Origin of the sequence: Mycobacterium sp. IDR2000157661, assembly GCF_022317005.1 — a bacterium.
Taxonomy (GTDB): domain Bacteria; phylum Actinomycetota; class Actinomycetes; order Mycobacteriales; family Mycobacteriaceae; genus Mycobacterium.
Map to the genome: position 1 here is coordinate 4,946,747 of NZ_CP081006.1, position 25,060 is coordinate 4,971,806.

23 protein-coding genes are annotated in these 25,060 nt (G+C 67.3%); 14 read left to right on the top strand and 9 right to left on the bottom strand.

What is annotated here, in order from left to right:
* The first annotated feature begins 3 nt into the window (after positions 1-3).
* Genes K3G64_RS25355 through K3G64_RS25380 form a run of 6 tightly spaced genes read left to right on the top strand, consistent with a single transcriptional unit; the run spans position 4 to position 6,825 of the window.
* Positions 4-786: an enoyl-CoA hydratase/isomerase family protein gene (locus tag K3G64_RS25355; protein WP_238951014.1), complete on the top strand. Its 783-nt coding sequence runs from the start codon at positions 4-6 to the stop codon at positions 784-786.
* A 15-nt stretch (positions 787-801) separates the two neighbouring features.
* Entirely contained in the window at positions 802-1,605 is an 804-nt protein-coding gene (locus K3G64_RS25360) for an enoyl-CoA hydratase/isomerase family protein (RefSeq protein WP_238888317.1), read from the top strand.
* Positions 1,602-2,387 (top strand): enoyl-CoA hydratase/isomerase family protein, encoded by a 786-nt coding sequence (locus tag K3G64_RS25365; protein WP_238888318.1) that lies wholly within the window; start codon positions 1,602-1,604, stop codon positions 2,385-2,387. Before K3G64_RS25360 ends, K3G64_RS25365 begins: the two co-directional genes overlap by 4 nt.
* A complete protein-coding gene (locus tag K3G64_RS25370; RefSeq protein WP_238888319.1) occupies positions 2,387-3,835 on the top strand; it encodes a class I adenylate-forming enzyme family protein in 1,449 nt (482 codons plus the stop codon). The genes K3G64_RS25365 and K3G64_RS25370 overlap by 1 nt, the downstream gene beginning before the upstream one ends.
* Positions 3,828-5,336: a class I adenylate-forming enzyme family protein gene (locus K3G64_RS25375; protein WP_238888320.1), complete on the top strand. Its 1,509-nt coding sequence runs from the start codon at positions 3,828-3,830 to the stop codon at positions 5,334-5,336. The genes K3G64_RS25370 and K3G64_RS25375 overlap by 8 nt, the downstream gene beginning before the upstream one ends.
* Positions 5,329-6,825 carry a class I adenylate-forming enzyme family protein gene (locus K3G64_RS25380; protein WP_238888321.1) on the top strand — a complete coding sequence of 499 codons (1,497 nt, stop codon included), beginning with the start codon at positions 5,329-5,331 and terminating at the stop codon, positions 6,823-6,825. The genes K3G64_RS25375 and K3G64_RS25380 overlap by 8 nt, the downstream gene beginning before the upstream one ends.
* A gap of 23 nt (positions 6,826-6,848) precedes the next feature.
* Here the strand turns inward: K3G64_RS25380 and K3G64_RS25385 are convergent, their stop codons facing one another.
* From K3G64_RS25385 to fabG, 4 genes are read right to left on the bottom strand one after another with little or no spacing between them, the layout of a single operon-like run.
* Positions 6,849-7,541 carry a GntR family transcriptional regulator gene (locus K3G64_RS25385; RefSeq protein ID WP_238888322.1) on the bottom strand — a complete coding sequence of 231 codons (693 nt, stop codon included), beginning with the start codon at positions 7,539-7,541 and terminating at the stop codon, positions 6,849-6,851.
* A gap of 2 nt (positions 7,542-7,543) precedes the next feature.
* Positions 7,544-8,737: an acyl-CoA dehydrogenase family protein gene (locus K3G64_RS25390; protein WP_238888323.1), complete on the bottom strand. Its 1,194-nt coding sequence runs from the start codon at positions 8,735-8,737 to the stop codon at positions 7,544-7,546.
* Positions 8,734-9,954 carry an acetyl-CoA C-acetyltransferase gene (locus K3G64_RS25395; RefSeq protein WP_238888324.1) on the bottom strand — a complete coding sequence of 407 codons (1,221 nt, stop codon included), beginning with the start codon at positions 9,952-9,954 and terminating at the stop codon, positions 8,734-8,736. Before K3G64_RS25395 ends, K3G64_RS25390 begins: the two co-directional genes overlap by 4 nt.
* Positions 9,951-10,700: a 3-oxoacyl-ACP reductase FabG gene (fabG, locus tag K3G64_RS25400; RefSeq protein WP_238888325.1), complete on the bottom strand. Its 750-nt coding sequence runs from the start codon at positions 10,698-10,700 to the stop codon at positions 9,951-9,953. Before fabG ends, K3G64_RS25395 begins: the two co-directional genes overlap by 4 nt.
* Positions 10,701-10,787: 87 nt before the next feature.
* Between fabG and K3G64_RS25405 the strand changes: the two genes are divergently transcribed.
* Positions 10,788-12,005, top strand: a complete 1,218-nt coding sequence (locus K3G64_RS25405; RefSeq protein ID WP_238888326.1) for an acyl-CoA dehydrogenase family protein — start codon at positions 10,788-10,790, stop codon at positions 12,003-12,005.
* Positions 12,006-12,027: 22 nt separating this feature from the next.
* Here the strand turns inward: K3G64_RS25405 and K3G64_RS25410 are convergent, their stop codons facing one another.
* Complete coding sequence (locus tag K3G64_RS25410; RefSeq protein ID WP_238888327.1) at positions 12,028-12,480, bottom strand: MaoC family dehydratase; 453 nt, start codon at positions 12,478-12,480, stop codon at positions 12,028-12,030.
* Positions 12,481-13,345: 865 nt separating this feature from the next.
* Here K3G64_RS25410 and K3G64_RS25415 point away from each other — a divergent pair.
* From K3G64_RS25415 to K3G64_RS25425, 3 genes are read left to right on the top strand one after another with little or no spacing between them, the layout of a single operon-like run.
* Positions 13,346-14,095, top strand: a complete 750-nt coding sequence (locus tag K3G64_RS25415; RefSeq protein ID WP_238888328.1) for a hypothetical protein — start codon at positions 13,346-13,348, stop codon at positions 14,093-14,095.
* Positions 14,092-16,227 carry an Rv1355c family protein gene (locus K3G64_RS25420; RefSeq protein WP_238888329.1) on the top strand — a complete coding sequence of 712 codons (2,136 nt, stop codon included), beginning with the start codon at positions 14,092-14,094 and terminating at the stop codon, positions 16,225-16,227. Before K3G64_RS25415 ends, K3G64_RS25420 begins: the two co-directional genes overlap by 4 nt.
* Positions 16,228-16,274: 47 nt before the next feature.
* Positions 16,275-18,074: a putative bifunctional diguanylate cyclase/phosphodiesterase gene (locus K3G64_RS25425; RefSeq protein WP_370647260.1), complete on the top strand. Its 1,800-nt coding sequence runs from the start codon at positions 16,275-16,277 to the stop codon at positions 18,072-18,074.
* Here the strand turns inward: K3G64_RS25425 and K3G64_RS25430 are convergent.
* Positions 18,030-18,944 (bottom strand): hypothetical protein, encoded by a 915-nt coding sequence (locus K3G64_RS25430; protein ID WP_238888331.1) that lies wholly within the window; start codon positions 18,942-18,944, stop codon positions 18,030-18,032. The genes K3G64_RS25425 and K3G64_RS25430 overlap by 45 nt on opposite strands.
* Before the next feature lie 504 nt (positions 18,945-19,448).
* Between K3G64_RS25430 and K3G64_RS25435 the strand changes: the two genes are divergently transcribed.
* Both K3G64_RS25435 and K3G64_RS25440 read left to right on the top strand, forming a co-directional pair.
* Positions 19,449-20,111: a TetR/AcrR family transcriptional regulator gene (locus tag K3G64_RS25435; protein ID WP_238888332.1), complete on the top strand. Its 663-nt coding sequence runs from the start codon at positions 19,449-19,451 to the stop codon at positions 20,109-20,111.
* A gap of 52 nt (positions 20,112-20,163) precedes the next feature.
* Complete coding sequence (locus K3G64_RS25440) at positions 20,164-20,841, top strand: ScbR family autoregulator-binding transcription factor (RefSeq protein ID WP_370647046.1); 678 nt, start codon at positions 20,164-20,166, stop codon at positions 20,839-20,841.
* A gap of 3 nt (positions 20,842-20,844) precedes the next feature.
* Here K3G64_RS25440 and K3G64_RS25445 read toward each other — a convergent pair whose 3' ends face one another.
* Positions 20,845-21,207, bottom strand: coding sequence for a PAS domain S-box protein (locus tag K3G64_RS25445; RefSeq protein ID WP_370647261.1), 363 nt, complete (start codon positions 21,205-21,207; stop codon positions 20,845-20,847).
* Between the two features lie 227 nt (positions 21,208-21,434).
* On the opposite strand from K3G64_RS25445, the gene K3G64_RS25450 reads away from it, so the two are divergent.
* Together K3G64_RS25450 and K3G64_RS25455 are read left to right on the top strand one after the other, a co-directional pair.
* Positions 21,435-22,667 (top strand): acyl-CoA dehydrogenase family protein, encoded by a 1,233-nt coding sequence (locus tag K3G64_RS25450; protein ID WP_238888334.1) that lies wholly within the window; start codon positions 21,435-21,437, stop codon positions 22,665-22,667.
* Positions 22,668-22,680: 13 nt separating this feature from the next.
* On the top strand, positions 22,681-23,805 hold the full coding sequence (locus K3G64_RS25455) for an acyl-CoA dehydrogenase family protein (protein ID WP_238888335.1): 1,125 nt from the start codon (positions 22,681-22,683) through the stop codon (positions 23,803-23,805).
* A gap of 26 nt (positions 23,806-23,831) precedes the next feature.
* Here K3G64_RS25455 and K3G64_RS25460 read toward each other — a convergent pair whose 3' ends face one another.
* Positions 23,832-24,458: a TetR/AcrR family transcriptional regulator gene (locus K3G64_RS25460; RefSeq protein WP_238888336.1), complete on the bottom strand. Its 627-nt coding sequence runs from the start codon at positions 24,456-24,458 to the stop codon at positions 23,832-23,834.
* Entirely contained in the window at positions 24,455-25,018 is a 564-nt protein-coding gene (locus tag K3G64_RS25465; protein WP_238951017.1) for a TetR/AcrR family transcriptional regulator, read from the bottom strand. Before K3G64_RS25465 ends, K3G64_RS25460 begins: the two co-directional genes overlap by 4 nt.
* Positions 25,019-25,060 lie beyond the last annotated feature (42 nt).

Below are 25,060 nucleotides of genomic sequence, written 5' to 3' on the forward strand. Positions count from 1 at the left end.
GGCATGGTGACGACATCGCGCGAAAGTGCGATCCTGCGCGTCACGCTCGACCGGCCGCACCGTCGAAATGCGCTCAGCCACCGCATGGTTGACGACCTGGTGGCAGCACTGACCGACGCCGCCACCGACGACTCACTGCGCGCCGTCCATATCCGCGGCGCCGGCGCCGACTTCTGCACGGGAGCGGACTGGGTGGCCACTAACGTCACGGGACAACGCCCGCGCACCGGCGATCTGGTCCGCCGTATCCCTCACACCGCGAACCGGGTCGTCGAGCTGGTGCACACGATGCAGCTGCCGGTGGTGTGCAGCGTGCGCGGGTGGGCGGTCGGGCTGGGCTGCAATCTGGCACTGGCCGCCGACTTCGCGGTCGCCACCGACGACGCGCTGTTCTGGGAGCCGTTCGTCGGCCGCGGTTTCAGCCCGGACTCGGGAGCGACGTGGCTGCTGCCGAGACTCGTCGGTCCGGCCCGCGCCCGTCGCATGCTGGTGCTCGGCGAGAAGGTGAGCGGCGCCGACGCGGCCGACTGGGGGCTGATCCACCAGGCGGTGCCCGGCTCCGAACTCGACGCGGTCAGCGACGAACTCGTCGACCGGCTCGCCGCCGGGCCGACGGCCGCGATCGGCCTGACCAAGCAGGGCCTCCACTACGCCCAGCACGCCTCGCTTGCGCAGGCGATGACACAGGAACTGTTCAACGTCGAGCTGTCTTGCCGGACAACCGATTTCAGAGAGGGACTGGCGGCGTTTCGGAAGAAGCGCCCGCCGGAGTTCACCGGACGCTGATTCAGGGAAGCAACGATGACATTCGACGACATCATCTACGCGGTCGACGGGCACAAGGCGACCATCACGCTGAACCGGCCCGGCGCGCTCAATGCGCTGAGCCCGAACATGATCTCCGAACTGCGCGCCGCCTACCACGAGGCCGAGAACAACGACGACATCTGGATCGTCATCGTCACCGGGACCGGTCGCGCCTTCTGCACCGGAGCCGACGTCGGCGAGATCCCCGAGGACGGCCGGGTGATCTACGAGCGGCCCTACCTGACCACCTATGACCAGTGGGAGGCCCCGCAGGAGGGCACGCCGCCGTTTCGCCGGATGGCCAAGCCGGTGCTCACGGCAGTCAACGGACTGTGCTGCGGCGCCGGCCTGGATTGGATCACCACCGGTGACATCGCGATCGCCTCGGACAAGGCCACCTTCTTCGATCCGCACGTCAGCATCGGCCTGGTGGCGGGCCGCGAGATGGTCCGGCTGGCCCGAGTGCTCCCCCGCAACATCGCGCTGCGCATGGCGCTGATGGGCAAGCACGAACGAATGAGCGCCGAGCGGGCCTACGAGCTCGGCATGATCAGCGAGGTCGTCGAGCACGACCGGCTGCTCGAACGCGCCCACGAGATCGCCGACATCGTCAACTCGAATGCGCCGCTGGCTGTGCGGGGCACCCGGCTGGCCGTCCACAAGACCCTCGACCTGCCGCTGCACGAAGCCGAGATCCTCGCCGAGACATTCCGCGAGCGCGTGGTGCGCACCGACGACGCCCGAGAGGGCCCGAAGGCGTTCATGGAGAAACGCGCACCGAACTGGCGGTGCCGATGACCGGCTTCGAGACGATTCGACTCGACGTCGATCCCGTCGATCGCGTCGCCGCGATCACGCTGAACCGCCCGGACCGGCTCAACGCGTTCGACCGCACCATGTGCGGGGAGATGGCGGAGGCGTGGCGCAGGGTCAGGCTCGACGACTCGGTCAATGCGATCGTGCTGCGCGCCGCCGGTGATCGTGCGTTCAGCGCGGGCCTGGACGTCAAGACGGCGTTCGGCCAGCCCGACAACGTCTGGCACCACGAGGATCCGGGCGAGTACCTGAGCCCGAAGTGGCAGAAGATGTGGAAGCCGGTGGTGTGCGCGGTGCAGGGCATCTGCACGGCCGGGGCGTTCTACTTCCTCAACGAATCCGACGTCGTGATCTGCTCGCAGGACGCCACGTTCTTCGACTCGCACGTCAGCGCCGGCCTGGTGTGCGCTCTGGAGCCGGTCGGGCTGATGCGCCGGGTGGGCCTCGGCGAGACGCTGCGGATCGCGTTGATGGGCAACGACGAACGGGTGAGCGCGCAGACGGCACTTCGCATCGGCCTGGTGTCGGAGGTCGTCGAGGCGGATCGCCTCTGGCTGCGCGCACACGAGATCGCAACGGCCATCGCCGCGAAGCCCCCGTCGGCGACACAGGGCACTGTGAAGGCGATCTGGGAGTCGCTGGAGAAGCCGTACCGCGCGGCCATGGAGCAGAACCTGATCTACACCCGGCTCGGCAACCCGCTGGGACAGGCCGAACTGGCGGCCCGACCCGCCGATCCGACGAAGTCTCCGAGGATTCGCTGATGCGGGGTCATCCGCTAAGCACGCACATCGCCGACGTCCTGGCCCTGGACCCCTCGGCACGGGCGATCGAGTACGACGGAGCGTGGTGCAGTTGGGGTGAGGTCAATGCGCTCGCCAGGCGGATCGCGTCGTTCGCGCCGGCCGGCCGGCGGGTCGGGATGCTGCTGCGCAACCGCCCCGCGCACGTGGCGGGCCTGCTGGGCGTGCTGGTGGGCGGCGGCACCGCCGTGGTCATCAACCCGACCCGCGGGGACGACCGCGTGCGCGCCGACATCGACGCACTGCGCCTGCCGCTGATCATCGGCCGGCACGCCGATCTCGCCCGACTCGTGTCCACAACCGACACCACCACCGTGGCGCTGGACGGCTTCACAACCCCCATCACGGCCGCCGACCTGCCGGGCGCCGCCGACGGGCCCGCGGACATAGCGGTGCGGATGCTCACCAGCGGCACCACTGGACCACCCAAGCGGATCGATCTGACCTACGACATGCTGGCGTACAGCGTGGTCGGGCCTGCGTTCGAAACGGCGTCCCCACCGCGAACTCTGCGGCGTGGCGTCGCGATCGTCAATGCGCCTCTGGTGCATATCGGTGGAGTGTTCCGCGTCCTGCAATCCGTCTGTGCGGGCAGGTCGTTCGCGTTGCTCGATCGCTTCGAGTTGGACCGGTGGGCCGACGCCGTGCGCAGGCACAAGCCGGCGGCCGTCTCCCTGGTGCCTGCCGCCCTGCGCGCGGTGCTGCACTCCGATCTGACCCGCGACGACCTCGCCGGCGTCCGGGCCGTCACCTGCGGCACTGCGCCGTTGTCCGCCGACGACGCCGACGCGTTCACCGGCAAGTTCGGTATCCCGGTCCTGACCTCCTACGCGGCAACCGAATTCGGCGGTGGTGTCGCCGGCTGGACGCTGGCCGACTACCGTGACCACTGGCACGACAAGCGCGGCAGTGTCGGTCGAGCCAGCCCCGGCGCGCACCTGCGCGTCGTCGACGACGACGGCGATCCGCTGAAACCCGGCGAGGTCGGCCTGCTGGAGGTCAGGCCCGGACAACTGGGCGCCGACGCGGAGTGGATGCGCACGACCGACCTGGCCCGCATCGACACGGACGGGTTCATCTGGATCGTGGGCCGCGCCGACCAGGCGATCATTCGCGGCGGGTTCAAGGTGATGCCCGACGACGTGCGCGCCGCGCTGGAGAGCCACCCGGCCGTCCGGGACGCCGCCGTGGTCGGAAGCCGTGACGCTCGGCTCGGGGAAGTCCCTGTCGCCATGGTCGAGCCCCGCCGGCCCGTCGAGTCGCCACAGCTGATCGACTATCTGCGAAGCAGGTTGGCTCCGTATGAGATTCCGACCCATATAGCGATCGTTGACCACCTGCCACGCACCCCGTCTGGCAAGCCGGACCTGGCGGCCGTGCGACGATTCTTCACCGGCGACCATGGCTGAGGGCCTGACGCTCCGCGCCGCGCTGCGCGGCCAGGCCCGTGCCCGCGGCGCACACCCGCTGTTGGTCTGCGACGACGACCGTCTCACGTACGCCGAGGCCGATCGGCGCTCCGCCATGCTCGCACGGGGTTTGATCGCGCTCGGCGCGGGCAAGGGCACCCACGTCGGCGTGCTTTATCCCAACGGTTCCGCGTTCATCGTCGCGATGCTGGCCGCCGCACGTATCGGGGCCACGGTCATCCCGGTCTCGACGTTCGCCACGGCGCCGGAGATGTGTGAGCAACTCGCCCACGCCGACGTGCAGATCCTGCTGGGCACCGCATCCTTCCGGTCGCATGACTACCGGCAGCGGCTGGCCGACCGGACCGGACTCCCACTGCTGCGTCACGTCCTCATCGACACCGAGCCCCCGCAGCGGGTCGGCGAAGCGCTACTCGCCGCGCTCGAGGACGACGTCGAGCCTTCCGACGTCCTGGCGATCATCTACACCTCGGGTTCGACCAGCGCCCCGAAGGGCGTCGTGCACACGCACGCCTCACTGCTCGACCACCAGGTGGTACTCAACGCGATCCGCGGCCTGCGGGCATCCGACCGGCTGTTCTGCAATTCGCCGTTCTTCTGGGTGGGCGGGTTCGCGTTCTCGATCCTGGCGACAGTGCTCGCGGGCGCAACCCTGGTGTGTTCCAACGCCTCCGATGCCGGCGAGACGCTCGACCTCATCGAGGCGGTGAGGCCGACGATGACCAACGGGTTCGTCGCGGGCATCGCAGCCCTGGCCCGCCATCCCAGCCTGCCGCACCGCGACCTCTCGTCGATGCGCCGCGGCAACCTGTACCCGATCATGGCACCCGACGTGCGGCCCGCCGACCCCGAACTGCGCCACACCATGTTGGGCATGACCGAGACCGGCAGCGTCATCACGATCAGCGACGACGAGTCCGATCAGCCCGAGCACCGGCGTGGCTCTTTCGGCCGGCCCACGCCGGGCTTCGACACCAAGGTCGTCGATCCGGATACCGGCCGCACCGTGGACGTCGGCGAGGTCGGAGAGCTGTGGGTGCGCGGGCCGTACCTGATGCAGCGCTACTACAAGCGCAGCCGCGAGGAGTGCTTCGACCCCGACGGCTGGTTCCACACCGGCGATCTCGTGCGCACCGACGCCGACGGCTACGTGTACTTCGTCGGGCGCCGCGGCGCGATGATCAAGACCGCAGGCGCCAACGTCGCACCTGCCGAGGTGGAGCGCGCCATCGCCAAGGTCACCGGCGGCACGGTCGCCCACGTCATGGGGCTCCCGGATCCGCAACGCGGCCAGGTGGTCGCGGCGGTCATCGTGCAGGAGGAGAGCACCGGGTTCGACGAGGCGGTGTTACGCGACAGGCTGGCAGAGGTGTTGTCGTCGTACAAGATTCCTCGTCGGTTCGCCGTGGTCGCTGCGGTTCCGGTCATGTCGAGCGGCAAGGTGGACATTGCGCGGCTGGCTGAGGTGTTCGATGACTGACACCATCGACGCGCTGATCCGGCGCCGGGCGGCCGACGACGGCGCCAAAGCCGCCGTGATCGATCCGGCCGCGCGCCTCACCTATGCGCAACTCGACCTCAGCACAAGAGAACTCGCCGCGGGATTGGTCGCGACCGGAGTCAGCAAGGGCACCCGGGTCGGGCTCGTCATGCCCAACGGCGTCGAGTGGGTCCTGATCGCCACGGCGCTGTCCCGCATCGGGGCGGTGCTGGTGCCACTGAGCACGCTGCTGCAGCCGCCGGAACTGGCAGCCCAGTTGCGGATGGCCTCGGTGCAATTCCTCATCGCCGTCGAAGAGTTCCGCGGGCACCGGTACCTCGGCGACGTCGCGAGCTGGCGTTCGAAACTGCCTGCACTTCAAGAGGTCTGGCGCGCCGATGCGTTCACGCCGGCCGCCGACACCGCTGTGGTCGACGCGCTCGCTGCCACCGTCACGCCGAGCGACACGCTCGCCATCATGTTCACCTCCGGAAGCTGCGGCCCGCCGAAGGGCGTCATCCACTCGCACGGTAACGCGCTGGGTGCGGTGCGGTCCGGGCTGCGGGCCCGCTGCGTCGACGCCGACACCCGCCTGTACCTGCCGATGCCGTTCTTCTGGGTGGGCGGTTTCGGCAGCGGCATCCTGTCGGCGCTGCTGGCCGGGGCCACCCTGGTGACCGAACCGGCGCCGCGTCCGGAAGCGACGCTGCGGCTGCTCGAACGCGAGCGGGTCACGCTGTTTCGCGGATGGCCCGACCAGGCGGAGGCGTTGGCTCGGGTATCGACGTCGGCGGGTGCGGATCTGTCGACGCTGCGGCCCGGCAGCCTGGATGCGCTGTTGCCCGACGACGTGCGTCCGGCGCCCGGTGCTCGGGCGAAGCTGTTCGGCATGACCGAATCATTCGGCCCCTACTGCGGATTCCCGGCCGACACCGACATGCCGCGGCAGGCGTGGGGCAGTTGCGGCCAGCCGTTCGACGGTATGGAAGTGCGGATCGTCGACCTCGACGGCGGAGCACGGGTGGCGTCGGGGACCATCGGCGAGATCCAGATCCGCGGGCCGCACGTCATGCGCGGGATATGCAGGCGCAGCCGCGAGGACGTGTTCACTCCCGACGGCTACTACCCCACGGGCGATCTCGGCCACCTCGACGACGACGGGTTCCTGTTCTACCACGGCCGCAGCGACGACATGTTCAAGGTGAGTGGCGCGACGGTCTACCCCAGCGAGGTCGAACAGGCGCTGCGGTCGATCCACGGGGTGCGGGCCGCGTTCGTCACCGATGTGGATGGGTCGGTCGGCGCCGTGGTGATCGCCGACCGTCCCATCGACGAGTTGCGTGACGAGGCCCGCAAACGGTTGAGCGCGTTCAAGGTGCCGACGGTGTGGGCGGCCGCCGGCTCCGACGACGACATCCCGCGCAAAGCGACCGGAAAGGTCGACGTGCCCCGCCTGCGGGAAATGCTGGACGCTGCGCGACGAATGTAACCTCATGGCGCTGTTCGGGCGGATCACCGCCGTGGCGTTACATTCGACGGATTCACCACGCCGCGTTCGGTCAGGTGGTCGATCAGCGGCGCGGCGCCCTCGGCGAGATGTTCGGACATCGCGGTGCGGGCGAGATCTTCGTCGCGCTGCTGCAGCGCGGTCAGCAGCCGCCGGTGGTGGGCATTGGACTTCTCCGGCCAACCCGCGATGATCGGGAACACGGATTCGGGTGCGTAACGGGTGATCTGAGACATCAACTGCGCGAGCTTCGGCGAGTCGGCGGCGACGTTGATCGCCCGGTGGAACTCATGGTTGAGCCGGACCGCCCGCTCGTCGTCGCCGCGCGCGTAGGCGTCCTCCAGGTCGGACTGGATTCGCTGCAGCTCGCGCAACTGCTCGTCGGTGATGTTGGCCGCCGCCCGTGCGGCGAGCTCACCCCCGATGTAGGCCTGCACGTTCGACACGTCGTTCAGGTCACGACCGGTCACCGGCAAGACGACGAACCCACGTCGCGGCTGCTGGGCCAGCAGCCCCTCGGCCTTCAGCTCGAACAGCGCCTCGCGCACCGGCGTCACGCTGATGCCCAACTCCGCGGCCAGTTGGTCGAGCCGCACGTACGCACCCGCGGCATAGGTGCCGTCGAAGATCCGCTTGCGGACGAAGCGCGCGACGTCCTCGGCCAGCTGCGGGCGAGCGGCGAACTCCGGAACGGTCACGGTCAGATCCGGTAGTCGGCGAGCAGGCGCTTGCTGATGATGTTCTTCTGGATCTCGCTGGTGCCCTCGCCGATCAGCAGGAAAGGCGCATCGCGCATCAACCGCTCGATCTCGTATTCCTTCGAATAGCCGTAGCCGCCGTGGATCCGGAAGCTCTGCTGTGTCACCTCCGAGCACAGTTCGCTGGCCAGGTACTTCGCCATTCCGGCGGCGACGTCGTTGCGGTCACCGGAGTCCTTCAGCCGTGCGGCGTTGACCATCATCAGATGCGCGGCCTCGACTTTCGTGGCCATCTCGGCCAGCTGGAACGCAATGGCCTGATGCTCGGCGATCGGTCGGCCGAAAGTGTGTCGCTGCTGGGCGTATCGCACCGCCAGTTCGAACGCCCGGATACCCACCCCGCACGCCCTGGCAGCTACGTTGACGCGGCCGACCTCGATGCCGTCCATCATCTGGAAGAAGCCCTGACCCGGTGCCTCGCCGAGGATGTCGTCGGCCTTGGCGACGTAGCCGTCGAAGATCAGCTCGGTGGTGTCGATCCCCTTGTAGCCGAGCTTGTCGAGCTTGCCGGGGATCGTCAGCCCGGGCGCGACTTCGCCGAAGCCGACCGGCTTTTCGACCAGGAACGCGGTCAGGTTGCGATGCGGTTTGTCCGCGCCCTCGTCGGTCCGCACCAGCACGGCGATCAGCGTGGAACTTCCGCCGTTGGTCAGCCACATCTTCTGGCCGTCGATCGTGTAGGAGCCGTCGGCACCGCGGGTGGCCCTGGTGCGAATCGCCGCCACGTCCGAGCCGAGTTCCGGTTCGGACATCGAGAACGCGCCGCGTGTCTCACCGACCGCCATCCGCGGCAGGTACCGCTGTTTCTGCGCATCGGTGCCGTGCTGGCGCAGCATGTAGGCGACGATGAAGTGGGTGTTGAGCACACCGGAGATGCTCATCCACCCGCGCGCGAGTTCCTCCACGCACAGCGCGTAGGTCAGCAGCGACTCGCCCAGGCCGCCGTACTCCTCGGGAATCATCAGCCCGAACAGACCCATCTCCCGCATCGCATCGACGATGGGCTGCGGGTAGGTGTCGGTCCTCTCGAACTCGGGAGCATTCGGGATGATCTCCTTGTCGACGAACTGCCGCACCGTCGCCAGAATCTCCGTCTGCACCTCGGTCAGGCCGAGGGTCTGCGCGAGGCGCGTCATGCGCCAACCCTTTCGAACACCGCGGCCAGGCCCTGACCGCCGCCGATGCACATGGTCTCCAACCCGTAGCGGGCACCGCGCCTGTTCATCTCCCGCGCCAGCGTGGCCAGCATCCGGCCACCCGTCGCACCGACCGGGTGTCCGAGCGAGATGCCCGAGCCACGGACGTTCGTGCGATCCCGTTCGGCCGGACCGAATTTCCACTCGCGCATCACCGCGAGGGCCTGCGCCGCGAACGCCTCGTTCAGCTCGATCACGTCGATGTCACCGAGGGTCAACCCGGCCTTGCTCAACGCCACCTCGGTGGCGGGCACCGGGCCGATGCCCATGACGTTCGGCGCCACCCCTGCCGAGCCCCACGACACCAGGCGCACCAGCGGGGTCAATCCCAGCTCGCCGGCCTTGTCAGGAGTGGTCACCAGGCACATGGACGCGGCGTCGTTCTGGCCACTGGCGTTGCCTGCCGTGACCGTGGCATCCGAATCACTTTTCAGCAGAACGGGTTTCAACTTGGCCAGCGACTCCACGGAGGTGTCCGCTCGTGGGTGCTCGTCGGTGTCGACGACCTCGTCGCCGTGTCTGGTCGACAGGGTAACGGGCACGATCTCCTCGGCGAGGACGCCGTCCTTCTGTGCGGCGACGGCCCGATGGTGTGAGCTCACCGCGAGCTCGTCCTGCTCCTGGCGCGAGATGCCGTACTGGCGGCGCAGGTTCTCCGCCGTCTCCAGCATGCCTCCGGGCACCGGATAGCGGCGACCGCCCGCGGTCGTGCGGCCGCGCGCGAGCCCGTCGTGCACCCGCACCCCGCCGCGGGCCCCGCCCCACCGCATGTCGGTGGAATAGAACGCGACGTTGCTCATGCTCTCCGCACCGCCCGCTACCACGACATCGTTGTCACCGTTGGCCACCTGCAGGCAGGCCTGGATGACGGCCTGCAGCCCCGACCCGCATCGCCGGTCGACCTGCATACCCGGCACCGTCACCGGAAGCCCGGCGTCCAGCGCGACCACTCGGCCGATGGCCGGCGCCTCACTGCTGGGATAGCAGTGCCCGAGGATCACGTCTTCGATTGCGGCAGAGTCGATCCCGGTCCGGTCGAGCAGGCCCTTGAGGGCGGTGACGCCGAGATCCACGGCGGTCAGCGACTTGAACATCCCCCCGTAACGGCCGATCGGAGTCCGTACCGGCTCACAGATGACGGCCTCGCGGGCACTCATATGTGCCGTCCGCCCGTCACCTCGAGGACCGTGCCGGTCATGTACGACGACAGGTCGCTGGCCAAGAACAGCGCTACCTTGGCGACCTCGTCGGGCTCACCGGCGCGGCCCATCGGCACCTCGGCCAGCTTCTGTTCCCAGATGTGTTGCGGCATGGCCTCCGTCATCGCCGATCTGATCAGGCCCGGCTGAATCGCGTTGACCCGCACACCGAGGTGGGCCAGTTCCTTGGCGGCCGCCTTGGTCATCCCGACGATGCCGGCCTTGGCCGCCGAGTAGTTGGTCTGGCCGACGAGGCCGATCTTGCCGGAGATCGACGACATGTTCACGATGGCTCCGCGCTTGTTCTCCCGCATGACCGCCGCCGCGGCCTTCAACCCGTTCCACGTGCCCTTCAGGTGCACGGCGATGACCTGATCGAACTGCTCCTCGGTCATCTTGCGCAGTGTGGCGTCGCGGGTGATCCCGGCGTTGTTGACCATCACGTCCAACCGCCCGAAGCGTTCCAGCGCGGTGTTCACCAGCGCCTCGACATCGGCGGCGGCGGTCACATCGCTGCGTACCGCGACCGCCGCCGGATCTTTCGAGGGGCCGGCCAGCCGCTGGGCGGCGGCCTCGGTCGCGGCCGGATCGAGGTCGCCGAGCACCACCCGGGCGCCCTCATCGATGAACTTCGCCGCGATCGCGTAGCCGAGGCCCTGCGCGCCTCCGGTGACGACCGCCGTCTGACCCGTCAACAACGACACTGCACACCCTTCTTCCCTGGTCCGGCGCCGTAAGGGCCGGTTCAATCGCACATCATATTTCATATATGATCGCCCCCCAGATGGCGTATGCGCGTACGCCCAAGAGGAGGAGCATCGGTCGTGGCGACATCGGAAGTCAGCGACGAGGATTTCCAGGAGATCCTGGCCCAGACCCGCCATTTCGTCCGCACCGCGGTGGTCCCGCGGGAGCAGGAGATCCTCACCGACGACCGCGTCCCCGATGACCTGCGCGAGCAAGCCAGGAAGATGGGCCTGTTCGGCTACGCGCTTCCCCAGCGATGGGGCGGCTTGGGTCTGGACCTGACGCAGGATGTCGAGTTGGCGATGGAACTCGGATACACGTCGCTGGCGCTGCGCTCGATGTTCGGCACCAACAACGGGATTGCCGGACAGGTCCTCGTCGGCTTCGGCACCGACGAGCAGAAGTCCCGCTGGCTGGAGCCGATGGCCACCGGCGAGGTGGTCGCGTCGTTCGCGCTGACCGAGCCCGGCGCCGGGTCCAACCCGTCCGGGTTGCGTACGAAGGCCGTTCGCGACGGCTCGGGTGACGACGCGGCCTGGGTGATCACCGGGCAGAAGCGGTTCATCACCAATGCGCCGACGGCCGACCTGTTCGTCGTGTTCGCGCGAACGCGTCCGGCCGACGCGGACGGGCCCGGCGTCGCGGTTCTCCTGGTGCCGGCCGACGCCGCGGGCGTACAGGTGGGCGCGAAGGACGCCAAGATGGGCCAGGAGGGCGCATGGACCGCCGACGTCAGCTTCGACGAGGTCCGGGTACCGGCCGAAGCGCTCGTCGGCGGCAGTGAGGACATCGGCTACCGCGCGGCGATGATCTCGTTGGCGCGCGGGCGCGTTCACATCGCCGCGCTCGCCGTGGGTGCCGCACAGCGCGCCCTCGACGAGTCGGTCGCCTACGCCGCCACCGCGACGCAGGGGGGCACGCCGATCGGTGACTTCCAGCTGGTGCAGGCGATGATCGCCGACCAGCAGACCGGTGTGCTGGCCGGCCGCGCGCTGGTCCGCGACACCGCCCGGCGGTGGGTGACCGGAGAGGACCGCCGGGTCGCCCCGTCGGCGGCCAAGCTGTTCTGCACCGAAATGGTCGGCCAGGTCGCCGATCTCGCCGTGCAGATCCACGGCGGTAGCGGGTACATGCGCGAGGTGCCCGTCGAGCGCATCTACCGCGAGGTCCGGCTGCTGCGACTGTACGAGGGCACCAGCGAGATCCAGCGGCTCATCATCGGTTCAAACCTCGTCAAGGGCGCACAGAAGGCGCGGGCGTGAGACTCGCGAATCGCGTCGACCCTCAGCGGATGTAGCGCACGATCGATTCGGCGACGGCGGCCGGCTTCTCCGATCCGTCGATCTCCACCGTGGTGGTCATCGTCGACTGCACTGCCCCGTCGAGCTGGTCGACCTTCGTCAGCTCGGCCCGGGCGCGAATCCTGGCGCCCACTTTGACGGGCGTGATGAAGCGGACCTTGTTGTAGCCGTAGTTGATCGCCATCGTGATGTTGCCGACCGTGTAGAGCTCATGCATGAACCGCGGCAGCAGCGACAGTGTCAGCAGGCCGTGCGCAATCGTCCCGCCGAACGGACCATCGGCGGCCTTGGCGGGATCCACATGGATCCACTGATGATCGTCGGTGGCCTCGGCGAACACGTTGACCCGGTCCTGGGTGACCTCGAGCCACTCGGTGGGGCCGAGCTGGCTGCCCTCCGCCGCGATGAGCTCGTCGAGGTCGCTGAACTTCTTCACTGCTACTCCTTCGTGCCGCTGGAAGACCACGATCTGGTTGCCATATCGGATGATGCGGTCCTCACAGTGCCACAGCACTGCGCGCGACAGAACAAGGCGTTCACTTCTGCTCGATGATCGGGCCCTCGCCGAGGTCTCAGCGCGCAATGAGACGGCACATTGCACGGGGGCGTGTAAATTCCGGTTTCTCACAATTGGCGCTTTTGCCGATGCAACCTCGGCGTCACTGCAATTCCAGGGCTAATTCACACCGCCATAGGTGCGTTATGCCGCTGGATGATCGCGCAGCCAACCCGGCCCGCCGCAGCGCCGAGCAACGTCGACGACGGCCGATTCGAACCGTCACCAATGCGGTGTGAGTGTCATCCTGAGTCGGTGTAGCGACCCCCGTAACGCTTTTCCGCGATTCACCCAATGGGCGCCGATCTCTGCGCGCGCTTGCCCGGTACCACCGATCGGTGTTGCTGGTCAGACGGCTCTCGACTACTCGTCAGTAACAAACCGCCGGTGGATGCGCCGCAGGATTGACGGGCCTATGACCTCGCCGCCGCCCCGGGAAGCAAAATCCCGCGCTTATTACGGATTGCCACGCCGAGTAAGGCGAACGGGTGCTAAGAAAGTTCGCCACAAGGAAACCGGAAATCAACAGCCTGGAACAACACGATAAGCGAAAGTTGCCAGATTGACCCCCGGGGCACATTGGCGACTTGTTGAAACAGTGAGAACGGACTCGACGCGGGACAAAGGTTCGCACGCTAGCTGGTATTGAACCGGCACGCAGCGAGATACTCATACCTAGATGCGGGCAAACCGCACGACAATTCGCAGCGACCATCATCGGCGGCTGCCAGACGATCGGACGAGTATGACTCTTCCCCACCGCGATACCGCTGTCCATGCCGTCGCCCGTCTGCGGCACAGCCCGAGTTGCTGGGATCCCGAAACCGAGTGCTCGATCGTCTTCGCCCACCCTGCGGTCGAGCCGGATCTGTGGCGCGACTTCGTAGACGGCGCCGTCCGCAGCTATACCGGTCGGGGAGTCGAGAAAGCGCTGGACATTCAGGCGTTGCATTCCGGCGACGACACGATCCTCTTCGCCGCGTGTGTGAACAAGGCCGGCCGAGTGGTCGGCGGATTGCGCGCCAAGGGTCCTTACCAATCGGCCGACGAAGCTCATGCGCTGCACGAGTGGAGCGGTCAGCCCGGCTACGACGCGGTGCGAAAGATGATCACCGACCGGCTACCATTCGGCGTCGTGGAGATGAAAACCGCCTGGGTGACAGACGATCCCGACCGAAGCCGGCAACTGACCAGCGCCATCTCCCGCACACCACTGCACGCCATGGGGCTGCTAGACATCCAGTTCATCGTTGCGACGGCGGCGTCATACGTGCTCAAGCGCTGGTTGTCATCGGGAGGCATCCTGGCGTCGAGGATTCCGCCGACCCCCTATCCCGATGAGCGCTACGAGACGCGACTGGCGTGGTGGGACCGCAGAACGTTCGCCAATCACGCTGATCCCAAGCAACTTTCGCTGTACTTCGCCGAACAGCGAAGAATGATTCCACGGCTCGACGAAGGAGCCGAAATGTCCGCCACCGGGACGGTGCGGTGAGGGCAGGCACGGGAGATCAGCAGCAGTACAGAGCAATAGTCCTAGAATACGACGATCCCCGGCTCGACGAGTTGCGGAGCGAACCGGGTATCGATTTCGTCGATCGCGTGGACCGGCAACGAGACGCCTTGCGCCGACTACTGCCCACGCCTGCCGACGATGTGCTGGCTGAGCCGGTGCGGTGGGCCTACTATCCGTGGCGACGCACCGCTGTCAGCGTTCTCGGCCCACGCGCCTTTCGCCGGGTACGACTGGATCGCAACAGGAACTTGATCACCGGCGCAGAATCCGACGCGCTCGAGCGGTTGCACGTCGGTGTCGTGGGACTCAGCGTGGGCCACACCATCGCCTATGCCCTTGCCGCGCAGGGCTTGTGCGGCGCCTTACGGCTGACCGATTTCGATGACCTGGAGCTGTCCAACCTGAACCGGGTGCCGGCCACGGTTCTCGATCTCGACCTGAACAAGGCGGTGGTGTGCGCGCGGAGAATCGCCGAGCTCAACCCCTATCTGCCGGTATCGGTGATGGCTGCAGGCATCACCCCCGAGACCGTAGAGGAATTCGTCGACGGCCTGGACATCGTCGTCGAGGAATGCGACTCCCTGGACGCCAAGGTGTTGGTTCGCGAGGTGGCCCGCAGTCACCGTGTACCGGTGCTGATGGCCACCAGCGACCGCGGACTGCTGGACGTCGAGAGATTCGATGTGGAACCGTCGCGTCCGCTGCTGCACGGCCTGATCGGTGACGCCGACGCCGGCCGGTTGCGCGGTCTGCAGCCCACCGACAGGGTGCCGTACTCCCTGCGACTGGTCGACGCGTCGCAGGTCTCGGACCGCATGGCGGCATCTTTGATCGAGGTCGGCAAGACGCTGTCCACCTGGCCGCAGTTGTCGTCCGAGGTGGCGCTCAACGCGGCTGCGGTCGCAGAAGCGGTACGCCGGATCGGGCTGCGGCAGCAGTTGCCGTCAGGACGGGCACGCATCGACATCGCCGAGCTCTTCGACCGGCTCGCCGAACCGGTCCTGCCCGACGAACAACCGCTCACCGAGGAGCCGTCCACGCCTCAACCGCCGAGCAATGCCCTCGATGCGATCGTCACCGCCGCCGGCCGCGCTCCCTCGGGCGGCAACGCCCAGCCCTGGCGGATCGAGGCGGCCGACGACTCGGTCACCATCGCGCTGTCCACTGAGTACGCGACCACGATGGATGTGAAGTTCCGCGCCAGCGCCGTTGCCGTCGGAGCCGCCGCCTTCAATGCGCGCGTCGCCGCCGCGGCACACCACCTGCGGGCGGACGTCTCGCTTCAGCACGGTGACGACAGCGTGCCCCTGACCGCGACCGTGAGACTCTCGCCAGGTGAAGATCGGCGACTCGCCGACCTGTACGAGCCGATGATGCGACGGGAAACCAATCGTCGTCGCGGCGAGCGCACCCCGCTGCGCCCCGGAATCGTCGAGGCGCTCGAGGCAGCAGCCGTGGCCGAGGACGCCCGCCTTCGCATTATCAGCACAACGGATGAGTTGGACTCGGCTGCGGAAATCCTCGCCGCGGCCGACCGCATCCGGTACCTGACCCCGCGCCTGCACGCCGAGATGTTCGCCGAACTCCGGTGGCCGAGTGAGCACTCGCTCGAAGCCGGTATCGACGTCCGCAGCCTCGAACTGCCCCAGGCCGACATGGTGATGCTCGACATCCTCAAGCGCTACGAGGTAATGGAGCACCTCGCCGCGTGGGACGGCGGTACCGCGCTCGGCGAGGACACCGATGGACGAGTGCGCGAGAGTACGGCCGTCGGCGTGATCTCGGTGTTGGGTCGCGGCTTGCCCGACTACGCCCGCGGTGGGGCGGCCGTCGAATCGGTCTGGATCCATGCCCAGAAGCATGGCGTTGCCGTGCAACCGGTTTCGCCGCCCTTCCTCTACGCCGCCGACGGCGATGACCTGCACCGGTTGTCCCCCCGCTTCGCCGATCGACTCGGCGACCTGCAATACAATTTCCGCACGCTGGTAGGCTTGGGGCCCACCGAAACGCTGGTGTTGGTCCTGCGGTTCGGCTACGCACCACCGCCTTCGGTACTCAGCCGGCGCCGTGCCCACATCCGGCACCATGGTGCCGACGGCTTGGAGGGGTAGTGCCCAGCAGCTTGGAAGACCTCGTCACGTCGGTGGCCACCCAGTTGATGGGGGTCGATGCGGCCAGTCACGTCGAGGTGAGCCGACGCGTGCTCGCCGATCTCGTCTCGTTCTTCGGAATCGACGTCAGCTTCCTGCGCCACAACGATCACCAACGTCGTGCGTCCCTGCTCGTTGCGGAATGGCCGATCCGTCCCGGCATCCCCGACCCGGACCCTCTGGCGATCGTCTACTTCGCCGATGCCGACCCGGTTTTCGCGCTCGCCGAGCACCAGAAGGAACCCGTCGTCTTCCGGCCCGAACCCTCCACCGACGAATACCAGCAGACCATCCATGAGGGCAGGCAGGTCCCCACCACCTCGATGGCATGCGTACCGATGTTGTCGGGCGACGTCACCACCGGGGTGCTCGGGTTCGTCAAGTTCGGTGACCGCGACTGGACGACGGAGGAACTCAACGCGCTCAAGGCGATAGCCTCGTTGTTCGCCCAGGTTCAGGCGCGCATCGCCGCCGAAGACCAACTGCGCTACCTCGCCGAGCACGACGACCTGACCGGGCTGTGCAATCGCCGCGCCTTGCTGGCGCACCTCGACTCCCGCCTGCGCAAGGGACAGCCGGGTCCGGTGTCGGTGCTGTTCTTCGACCTCGACCGACTCAAGGCGATCAACGACTACCTGGGACACACGGCCGGCGACTGGTTCATCTGCGTGCTCGCCGAACGACTTCGCGGGAGCGCCGCAGGCTCGAATCTGCTGGCACGCCTGGGCGGTGACGAGTTCGTGGTCGTGCCCGCCGGACCGATGGCGACCGACGAAGCCGAGGCGCTGGCCCACCGGCTGCAGTCGACCCTGCACGAGCGGGTGGCCATCGACGGTGAGATGCTCACCCGCACAGTGAGTATCGGCGTCGCCCTCGGCACTCCGGGGCAGGACACGACATCAGACCTGCTCCGGCGTGCCGATCAGGCGGTACTGACCGCGAAGAACTCCGGCGGCAACAAGGTCGCCGTGTTCTCCGACGAGATGTCGATGGAGACCGCATTCCGCAACGACATCGAACTGCACCTGCAGAGCGTCATCGAGAACGGCGCCCTCCTGTTGCATTACCAGCCCGAGGTCAACATGCGAACCGGCGAGATCCTCGCCGTCGAGGCCCTGGTCCGCTGGCAGCACCCGACGCGTGGCCTGCTGTCCCCCGGCGCCTTCATCAATGTGGCCGAATCCATCAATCTCGCAGGCGAATTAGGACGCTGGGTGATGCGGGCGGCCTGCACCGAGTTCGCCCGCTGGCGCCGCAACGGCGTGGGGCACGACGCGGTGTTGCGGATCAACGTCTCCCCGGTGCAGCTGGTCACCGACGGCTTCGTCGAATCGGTGGCGAACATCATCGAGGAGTTCGGGCTCGACGGCAGATCGGTCTGCCTCGAAATCACCGAGAGTGTGGTCGTCCAGGACATCGACACGACGCGAATCACCCTCGCGGGTCTGAAGGAGGTCGGCGTTCAGGTCGCGATCGACGACTTCGGCACCGGCTACAGCGTGCTCTCCCACCTCAAGTCGCTGCCCGTCGACACCCTCAAGATCGACCGCGGATTCGTGCGCGAACTCGGCGTCAATCCCGGCGATCTCGCGATAGTGCGCGCCATCATCGCTCTCGCCGAGGCATTCGGGCTGGAACTGGTCGCCGAGGGGGTGGAGACGGAGACCGCGGCGATCACGCTGCTGCAGCACGGATGCCACCGGGCGCAGGGCTTCCTGTTGTCCCGCCCGCTACCCGGCGACGCGATGGAATCGCTATTGGCCTCAGGACACGTCGCCGTGCGTTTTCCCACAACGCCAAACATGTGACTGATCGTGCGACTCACGCAGGCCGACCCATAATCGGCGGTCGGCCACACGGCACGTCGGCGACACCGATGTGGTGAGCGATTCCGAGGTCAACACCTCCAACCGGCCGAACCGGCTGGCCCGTTGTCCGGTCAGGCCGATCCGCACCGCGGCGCCGGCCTGCAGTCGGCCCGCCGATGGCGCAAGGGGCCCAGACGCTGCGGAGGCGACCGTGATGCCGTGTCGGGCGCGGATGGCCAGGGACCCGCTGGGCGTCGCGAAGACCGCGCCGATCGCGACACCCTCCTCGAACACGATCCGCTCCAGCGTGGTGTCCGAGGTCGGCTCGATGTCACACGAGCGCGCCTGCGCTTGCATCCAGTCGAGGATCGACCCGCCGACATCGTCGGGGTCCGGCGTCATGGTGCCGATCTCGGCGACCTCGACGATCTCGCCGTCGGTGGTCTGCACGGTCGTCGAATGCCAGTCCGGAAGCCGGGTGTACAGGTAGCCGTACGGGGTTGCCAGACAGCGCGCTGCCCAGTCCCGCAGTCGCGAACCGACGAACGGCGCGACCGTACGACCGGACTCGGCCGGTGGGTGGTGGTGCTCGACGGCGCGCACCGGCACTTCTGCGTCGTACGACGAGCGGCGCAGCGGTCCTAGGTCGGGCGCCAGCGCCGCGAAGTAATCGGTGGTCTCGACATCCGACACGCCCGCACCCAGCCAGGAGCGCATGGCAGCCGCCTCGCACCGCGAGGGATCTGCGACGAATACCGAACCACCCAGCTCGACCACGGCGAGGGCGCTACCGAGTCCGGCTGCTCCCGCGCCGGTGCACACCACGTCGACTTCGTCGTCCCAATTCACCACCGCTAAGTGCTCCAGCATTGCTATTCAGTCCCGCTCACAAGCCTGCGACCAACCGACGTCGAGCGAATCGCGGGTTCGGGGAGGGATTTTTGATGGCTCGTTGAAAGTTGCCATAGTCCGCGTGGGATTCGAGGGGTATTGCCAGCGCGGACCATGGCAACTTGTCTAGGGCACCGCCGGGATATGCTCGGCGAGACCGGAAACACGGATGACGATGACCCGCTGCCGCTGCGGCGCGCCGCCTGCGGCAAGCCGATATCAGCGAACTGCTAGTCATCACAACGTGCACCTTACATACTTTTCCGCTGATATGTACGTTCGGAAACGACTTACAGTTTGCAGCAATCACCCGGCGGATCTCGCCGTCGTTTCATCTGAAGAGAAAGGTGACAACGGCCATTGCCGACATGCAGCGGATCAGCTCGGAGCGGACTCGTCTCCAGTGCGCAGCGGATGAAAGAATCATCGGGTCGATTGAATGACGGCAAACTCAAATCCACGAAACGGCGCTGACCCCCCAAAGTGACCGAACAACTCGAGCGGCGATCCGACGCCACGCGGCTGCAGATCCTGCGGGCGGCGTCGCGCCTGTTCGCCCGCAGTCCCTACAGCAGGGTGAGCCTGGACGACATCCTCGCCGACGCAGCCGTCACCAAGGGTGCGATGTACTTCCATTTCCGGTCCAAGCACGCGCTCGCCTGCGCGATCGTTGAACTTCGGATGGACGAGGCACGCGTCTCCCTCGACGAGGTGCTCGCAGCCAAGTTGTCCGGCATGGAGACCCTCATTGATCTTCTGTACCTGATCGCGACCGACGACCTCGGTGACGAGACGACCCGGGCCGGTTTGAACCTTCTGGAGTCCATCGGGCGCACCAACGGCCTGCAAACCCAGGCCCTGGGTCGATGGACGGCGACATTCACCGAGATCGTCGGCAAGGCCATCCGCGAGGGCGACATCCCGGAAGGCGGTGACGCCGAGGCCATCGCCCGGGTGCTGGTGTCGATCTACCTCGGGCTACGGCAGACCAGCGATCTCAACGACCCGGCACGCTACCTGCGCGACCTGGAGTCCGCATGCTCCGTCGTGCTGCCCGGGTTCATCACCGCCGACCGGCTGGCATACCTGACCCAGTTCATCAGGCGCCGCACCGCCGTGGCGATCAAGAAGGCGACGTCGCTGTAGATCCGATGACTTATGATCCCGACCAGGCCACGCCACCCGGTACGGCCCACAGATGACCGGAGGTACGGGGACGGTGGTACGCCAGGCGCGGTCTGAGGCCACCCGGCGCCGGATCATGACGTCGGCCGTCCAGCTGTTCAACGAGATCGGCTATTCCGCCACGGGTCTGGGCGACATCATCGAGCGCGCCGAGATGACCAAGGGCGCGCTGTATTACCACTTCGAGTCGAAGGCGGCACTGGCCACCGCGATCATCGAGGACGGCAGCGCGAGCCTGTTGGAGGCCTTCGGCAAGATCGGTGACTCGTCGGCCCCGGCCATGGAACGAATCATCCACGGCCTGTTCGTGGTCGCAGACCGGCTCAGCACCGACGAGGTGGCACGCAGCGGCGTCCAACTGTTGCGCGCCTTCGGCGAGTTCAACGACGCCGCCGCGCAGACATACTCCCTCTGGGTCGACGAGATGGTGCGGCGCGTCCGCGAAGCGGTCGATGAGGGTGATCTACGCGAGGACCTCGATGCCGAGGCCGTCGGCGAAACGATAGTCAGCGCCATGCTCGGGGCCGAGGTGCTCTCCAGCGCAACGTCGTCGGGCGTCGATGTGCTGCAGCGCCTCACCCGGCTGTGGCAGGTGCTGTTGCCGGCCATCGTCACCGATGAGTCGTTGGGCTACTTCCGGGAGTATCTGGGACGGGAGGCGATGCGCCGCTCGGCTCGGTCCGCAGGATGACTCCTAGAGCTCGTCCACCCACAGCCGTTCGGTCAAGTCCTGGAAAGTAGCCAGCGCCACCGGGTCGTTGCCCCTCTGCAACGCCGAGTTGCTCATCTTGGCCCGCACGACAGAACCGTCCTCGTGCAACAGTTCGACCACCAGATTCGCGTGGGCGCGCATGACCGAGACCGCGGACCCGTCGGCAGGCATGGTGTGGAAGATCTGCCGGAACTCGAGTTCCTTGATCACCTCTGGCGCGTAGCCCAGCATGTCCGCGAACGCCGCGTTGGCGAAGACGATCCCGCCGTCCTCCGCGATGGCCAGCACCGGCACCGGGAGCCGGTCGAGCACGACGAGGGCAGGCAGTTCCTGCAACACCGCCATCGGTGTCTTGGGAATTTGGCGCCGCCGCTCCACGAGACGATTATGCCGTCGCTTCGGCGATGCCCGACGCGGAAACCGCGTCCCGATGCAGACCCACGACCACTCGGCACCCCAGCCGAGCATCGCCGCCTCCCAGCGCCTAAACGACGGTTCACATGACCCCGCACCCGCGACTTAACTAACTAGGTTTACTGTGTGCCTATCGTTCTGAAGACAGGGGATCGACGATGGACCTCACCTGGTCGAATGCCGACAAGGCGTTTCGCGACGAGGTGCGCAGCTTCCTGGAGGCGAAGCTGACGCCGGAACTGCGCCGCGCGGGGCGCCTCATGACCAGCGTTTACGCCGACCACGAAGCCAGCATGGAGTGGCAGCGGAGACTGCATGAACGCGGCTGGGCGGCACCGGCGTGGCCCGTGGAGTACGGCGGCTGCGACTGGAGCCTCACCCAGCACTACATCTTCAGCCGCGAATCGACCCTCGCAGGCGCCCCGTCGTTGTCGCCGATGGGAATTCGGATGGTGGCCCACGCCCTGATCAAGTTCGGCACCGACGACCAGAAGGACTACTTCCTGCGCCGCATCCTGACCGGCGAGGTGTTCTTCTGCCAGGGTTACTCCGAGCCCGAAGCCGGCTCTGACCTCGCGGCGCTGTCGATGGCCGCGACCGACGACGGTGACGACCTCGTGTGCACCGGCAGCAAGATCTGGACTACCCACGCCCGCGAATCCAACTGGATGTTCGCTCTCGTGCGTACGGCGCGGACGCAGAAGAAACAGCAGGGCATCACCTTCGTGCTCATCGACATGACCTCGCCGGGGATCCAGATCCGGCCGCTGGTGATGACCTCCGGCGAGGAGGTGCAGAACCAGGTGTTCTTCGACGAGGTCCGGGTGCCCAAGACCAACGTGCTCGGCAAGATCGACGACGGTTGGACCGTCGCCAAGTACTTGCTGGAGTTCGAGCGCGGCGGCGGCGCCTCGGCACCTGCGCTCCAGGTGATGGCACAGGAGATCGCAGCGGTTGCGACAGACCAGCCGGCCCCGGGCGGCGGCCGGTTGATCGACGACCCGGCGTTCGCCCGCAAGCTCGCCGATGCCCGGATCCGGACCGAGGTCCTCGAGATCCTCGAATACCGGGTGCTGGCCACGGTCGCCGAAGGCAAGAATCCCGGGGTGGCGTCGTCGATGCTCAAGGTGCTCGCCACCGAGTTGAGCCAGGCGATCACCGAACTGGCGATGGAGGCGGCCGGTCCCCGCGGCCGGGTCTACCAGCCCCACGCCACCTGCCCCGGCGGACCGATCTCGGAGTTCGAGCCACCAGCCGACGGGTACCTCAGCGGGGAGCCGTGGCAGGCGGTTGCTCCGCTGCGCTACCTCAACGACCGGGCCGGTTCGATCTACGCGGGCAGCAACGAGATTCAACGCAACATCCTCGCCAAAGCGGCGCTCGGACTGTGACGAAGGACTTGGCATGCACTTCAACTTGAGCAAGGAACAGGAACTGCTGCGCGACGGCCTGACCAAGTTCCTGTCGACACGCTACGACTTGGAGAAGAGCCGGACCGCGGCCAAGACCGGCGCCGGCTGGCAGCCCGACATCTGGGCCGGCTTCGCCAGCGAGCTCGGCATCCTCGGCGCCGCGCTGCCCGAAGAGGTCGGCGGCATCGGCGGTGGACCCGTCGAGGTCATGGTGATCGCCGAGGCGCTGGGTTTCGCGCTGGTGGTCGAACCCTATGTCGACACGGTGGTGGTCGCGGGCGGGCTGCTGCACCGCGCCGGCGGTGAGGTCGCCACCGCGCTGCTCGAGCGCGTCGTAGAGGGCTCGGCCGTGGTGGCGCTCGCGGCCACCGAGGCGGCGACGGGCGACGACTGGGCGCAGGCGACGACCACGGCCGAACGCGACGGCGACGAGTGGGTGTTGCGGGGCGGCAAGATCGTCGCAGCGAGTGCGCCGTTGGCCTCGCACCTGCTGGTGACCGCGCGCACCGACACCGGCATCTCGCTGTTCCTGGTCGAAGCCGATTCGGCCCCAACGGGTCTGCAGGCCCACCACTACCGCACCATCGACGACCGCAGGGCGTCGGACCTGGTGCTCGACGGTCTGCGCCTGCCCGGCCGTTCGCTGCTCGGCGAGGAGGGTGGGGCATGGCCTTCGCTGGCGCGGGCCCGCGATGAGGGCGCGGCCGCCATCTGCAGCGAAGCGGTCGGATGCATGCGCAAGGTGGTGGCCGACACCGTCGACTACGCCAAGCAGCGCCATCAATTCGGTCAGTCGATCGGCAGCTTCCAAGCGTTGCAGCACCGCATGGTCGACATGTACATGGAACTCGAGCAGGCTGTCGCGGCCACCTACCTCGCAGTGCTCCACCTCGAGGCGGAGGCCGACGTCCGGGCCAGGACGGTGTCGGCGGCGAAGGCCACGATCGGGCGCGCTGCGCGATTGATCGGGCAGGAGGCGGTACAGCTGCACGGCGGCATGGGCATGACCGAGGAACTGGCGATCGGCCACTACTTCAAGCGTCTGACCGCTCTGCAGTACGAATTCGGCACCACCGACCAGCACGTGGCGCGCTACGCGGAGCTGACCAGGCCGTGACGGGTCGGTGCCTGCGGCGCTGAGCCTCAGGCACCGTGCGCCTGCTCCAGATATGCCGTGATGACATCGGTCAGCGCGCGCAGTTCGCGGGTGACGTCGACCGGTCCCGGCACGGACATCTTCGCCACCATGGTGCCCATCAGCGTCGTCCACATCAGATTGCCGACGACGTCGGCACGGTCGGGCTCCACTCCCTCGGCGAGATAACGACCCAAGTCGGTGAGAGTGGCGAACAGGTCCAGCAGATGACGCTGGTCGACGTCGCCGCGGCTGGACCGGGTCGCGATCAGGATCTCAAGGGCCGCAATCGACGTCGCGCTCAGGAACGCATCAGCGACCGCGTTGACCATCAACTCCGTCCTGGCGCGCCCGGAATGCGAGCCAAGCTTCGGTTCCACCTCGCGCAGACTTGCCTGCAGGTCAACGAAACCACGGTCGACGACGGCCATCAACAACCCGTCGCGGTCACCGAAGTGATACTGGATTACTCCCCACGTCACGCCCGCACGTTCGGTGATGTGCTTGGCGCTCGCCGCGGCGAAGCCCTCTTCGATGACGCAGCGGACCGTCTCGTCGATGACCATCGCCCTGGTCCGATCGGCGCGGACCTGCTTGCCGTTCGCCGGTCGGCGCGGCGTCGTGTTCGCTGTCACGGTGCGCGTCGCTCGGCGAACGCGGGTAGCACGAAGCGATCGATGACCTGACGTTCAGTGGAGGGACTGTCGACGGGCCAGTACAGCAACGACATCAGCACACGCAGAATCCACTGCGCGGCCTCGGTGTCGTCGTCGGTCAAGCCGTTGAGATCGACCGCGAATCCCGCCACGATCGGCGACTCGGTGAGCCACGTCATCGCCTGACCGCCGCGAAGTGAGGTGATCATCTGCTTACCGAGCGGATGAGTTCGAATCTGAGTGAGCGCGACGGCGATTGCCTCCCCGATCCGCTCCGCGCCGCTGAGTCCGTCGACGGCTCGCCGCACGGTCTCGACGATGTCGGCCGCGGCCCGGACCAGGACGGCATCGCGAATCTCGGCCTTGCCGCCGACATGGCGGTAGACCGTCGCGCGGGAACAGTGCACCCGTGCGGCGAGCGCGTCGATGTCGAAGGCGGCCAATCCGTCGCGGACGATGATGTCGGTCGCCGCTGCGTAGATACGTTCGGCGGCCGTCTCCCGGCGGTCACCACCGACGAGCCAGTCCCGCTGAACCACCACGCGTGCATCTCCTTCGGCTGAGACCGGTTTTGTCGATGG

Excerpts from the sequence above, each read along its gene's own strand:
- K3G64_RS25355 (WP_238951014.1), top strand. The coding sequence starts at position 4 with ATGGTGACGACATCGCGCGAAAGTGCGATCCTGCGCGTCACGCTCGAC.
- K3G64_RS25360 (WP_238888317.1), top strand. The coding sequence starts at position 802 with ATGACATTCGACGACATCATCTACGCGGTCGACGGGCACAAGGCGACC.
- K3G64_RS25365 (WP_238888318.1), top strand. The coding sequence starts at position 1,602 with ATGACCGGCTTCGAGACGATTCGACTCGACGTCGATCCCGTCGATCGC.
- K3G64_RS25370 (WP_238888319.1), top strand. The coding sequence starts at position 2,387 with ATGCGGGGTCATCCGCTAAGCACGCACATCGCCGACGTCCTGGCCCTG.
- K3G64_RS25375 (WP_238888320.1), top strand. The coding sequence starts at position 3,828 with ATGGCTGAGGGCCTGACGCTCCGCGCCGCGCTGCGCGGCCAGGCCCGT.
- K3G64_RS25380 (WP_238888321.1), top strand. The coding sequence starts at position 5,329 with ATGACTGACACCATCGACGCGCTGATCCGGCGCCGGGCGGCCGACGAC.
- K3G64_RS25390 (WP_238888323.1), bottom strand. The coding sequence starts at position 8,737 with ATGACGCGCCTCGCGCAGACCCTCGGCCTGACCGAGGTGCAGACGGAG.
- K3G64_RS25395 (WP_238888324.1), bottom strand. The coding sequence starts at position 9,954 with ATGAGTGCCCGCGAGGCCGTCATCTGTGAGCCGGTACGGACTCCGATC.
- K3G64_RS25405 (WP_238888326.1), top strand. The coding sequence starts at position 10,788 with ATGCGCGTACGCCCAAGAGGAGGAGCATCGGTCGTGGCGACATCGGAA.
- K3G64_RS25415 (WP_238888328.1), top strand. The coding sequence starts at position 13,346 with ATGACTCTTCCCCACCGCGATACCGCTGTCCATGCCGTCGCCCGTCTG.
- K3G64_RS25425 (WP_370647260.1), top strand. The coding sequence starts at position 16,275 with ATGGGGGTCGATGCGGCCAGTCACGTCGAGGTGAGCCGACGCGTGCTC.
- K3G64_RS25430 (WP_238888331.1), bottom strand. The coding sequence starts at position 18,944 with ATGCTGGAGCACTTAGCGGTGGTGAATTGGGACGACGAAGTCGACGTG.
- K3G64_RS25440 (WP_370647046.1), top strand. The coding sequence starts at position 20,164 with ATGACCGGAGGTACGGGGACGGTGGTACGCCAGGCGCGGTCTGAGGCC.
- K3G64_RS25445 (WP_370647261.1), bottom strand. The coding sequence starts at position 21,207 with ATGGCGGTGTTGCAGGAACTGCCTGCCCTCGTCGTGCTCGACCGGCTC.
- K3G64_RS25450 (WP_238888334.1), top strand. The coding sequence starts at position 21,435 with ATGGACCTCACCTGGTCGAATGCCGACAAGGCGTTTCGCGACGAGGTG.
- K3G64_RS25455 (WP_238888335.1), top strand. The coding sequence starts at position 22,681 with ATGCACTTCAACTTGAGCAAGGAACAGGAACTGCTGCGCGACGGCCTG.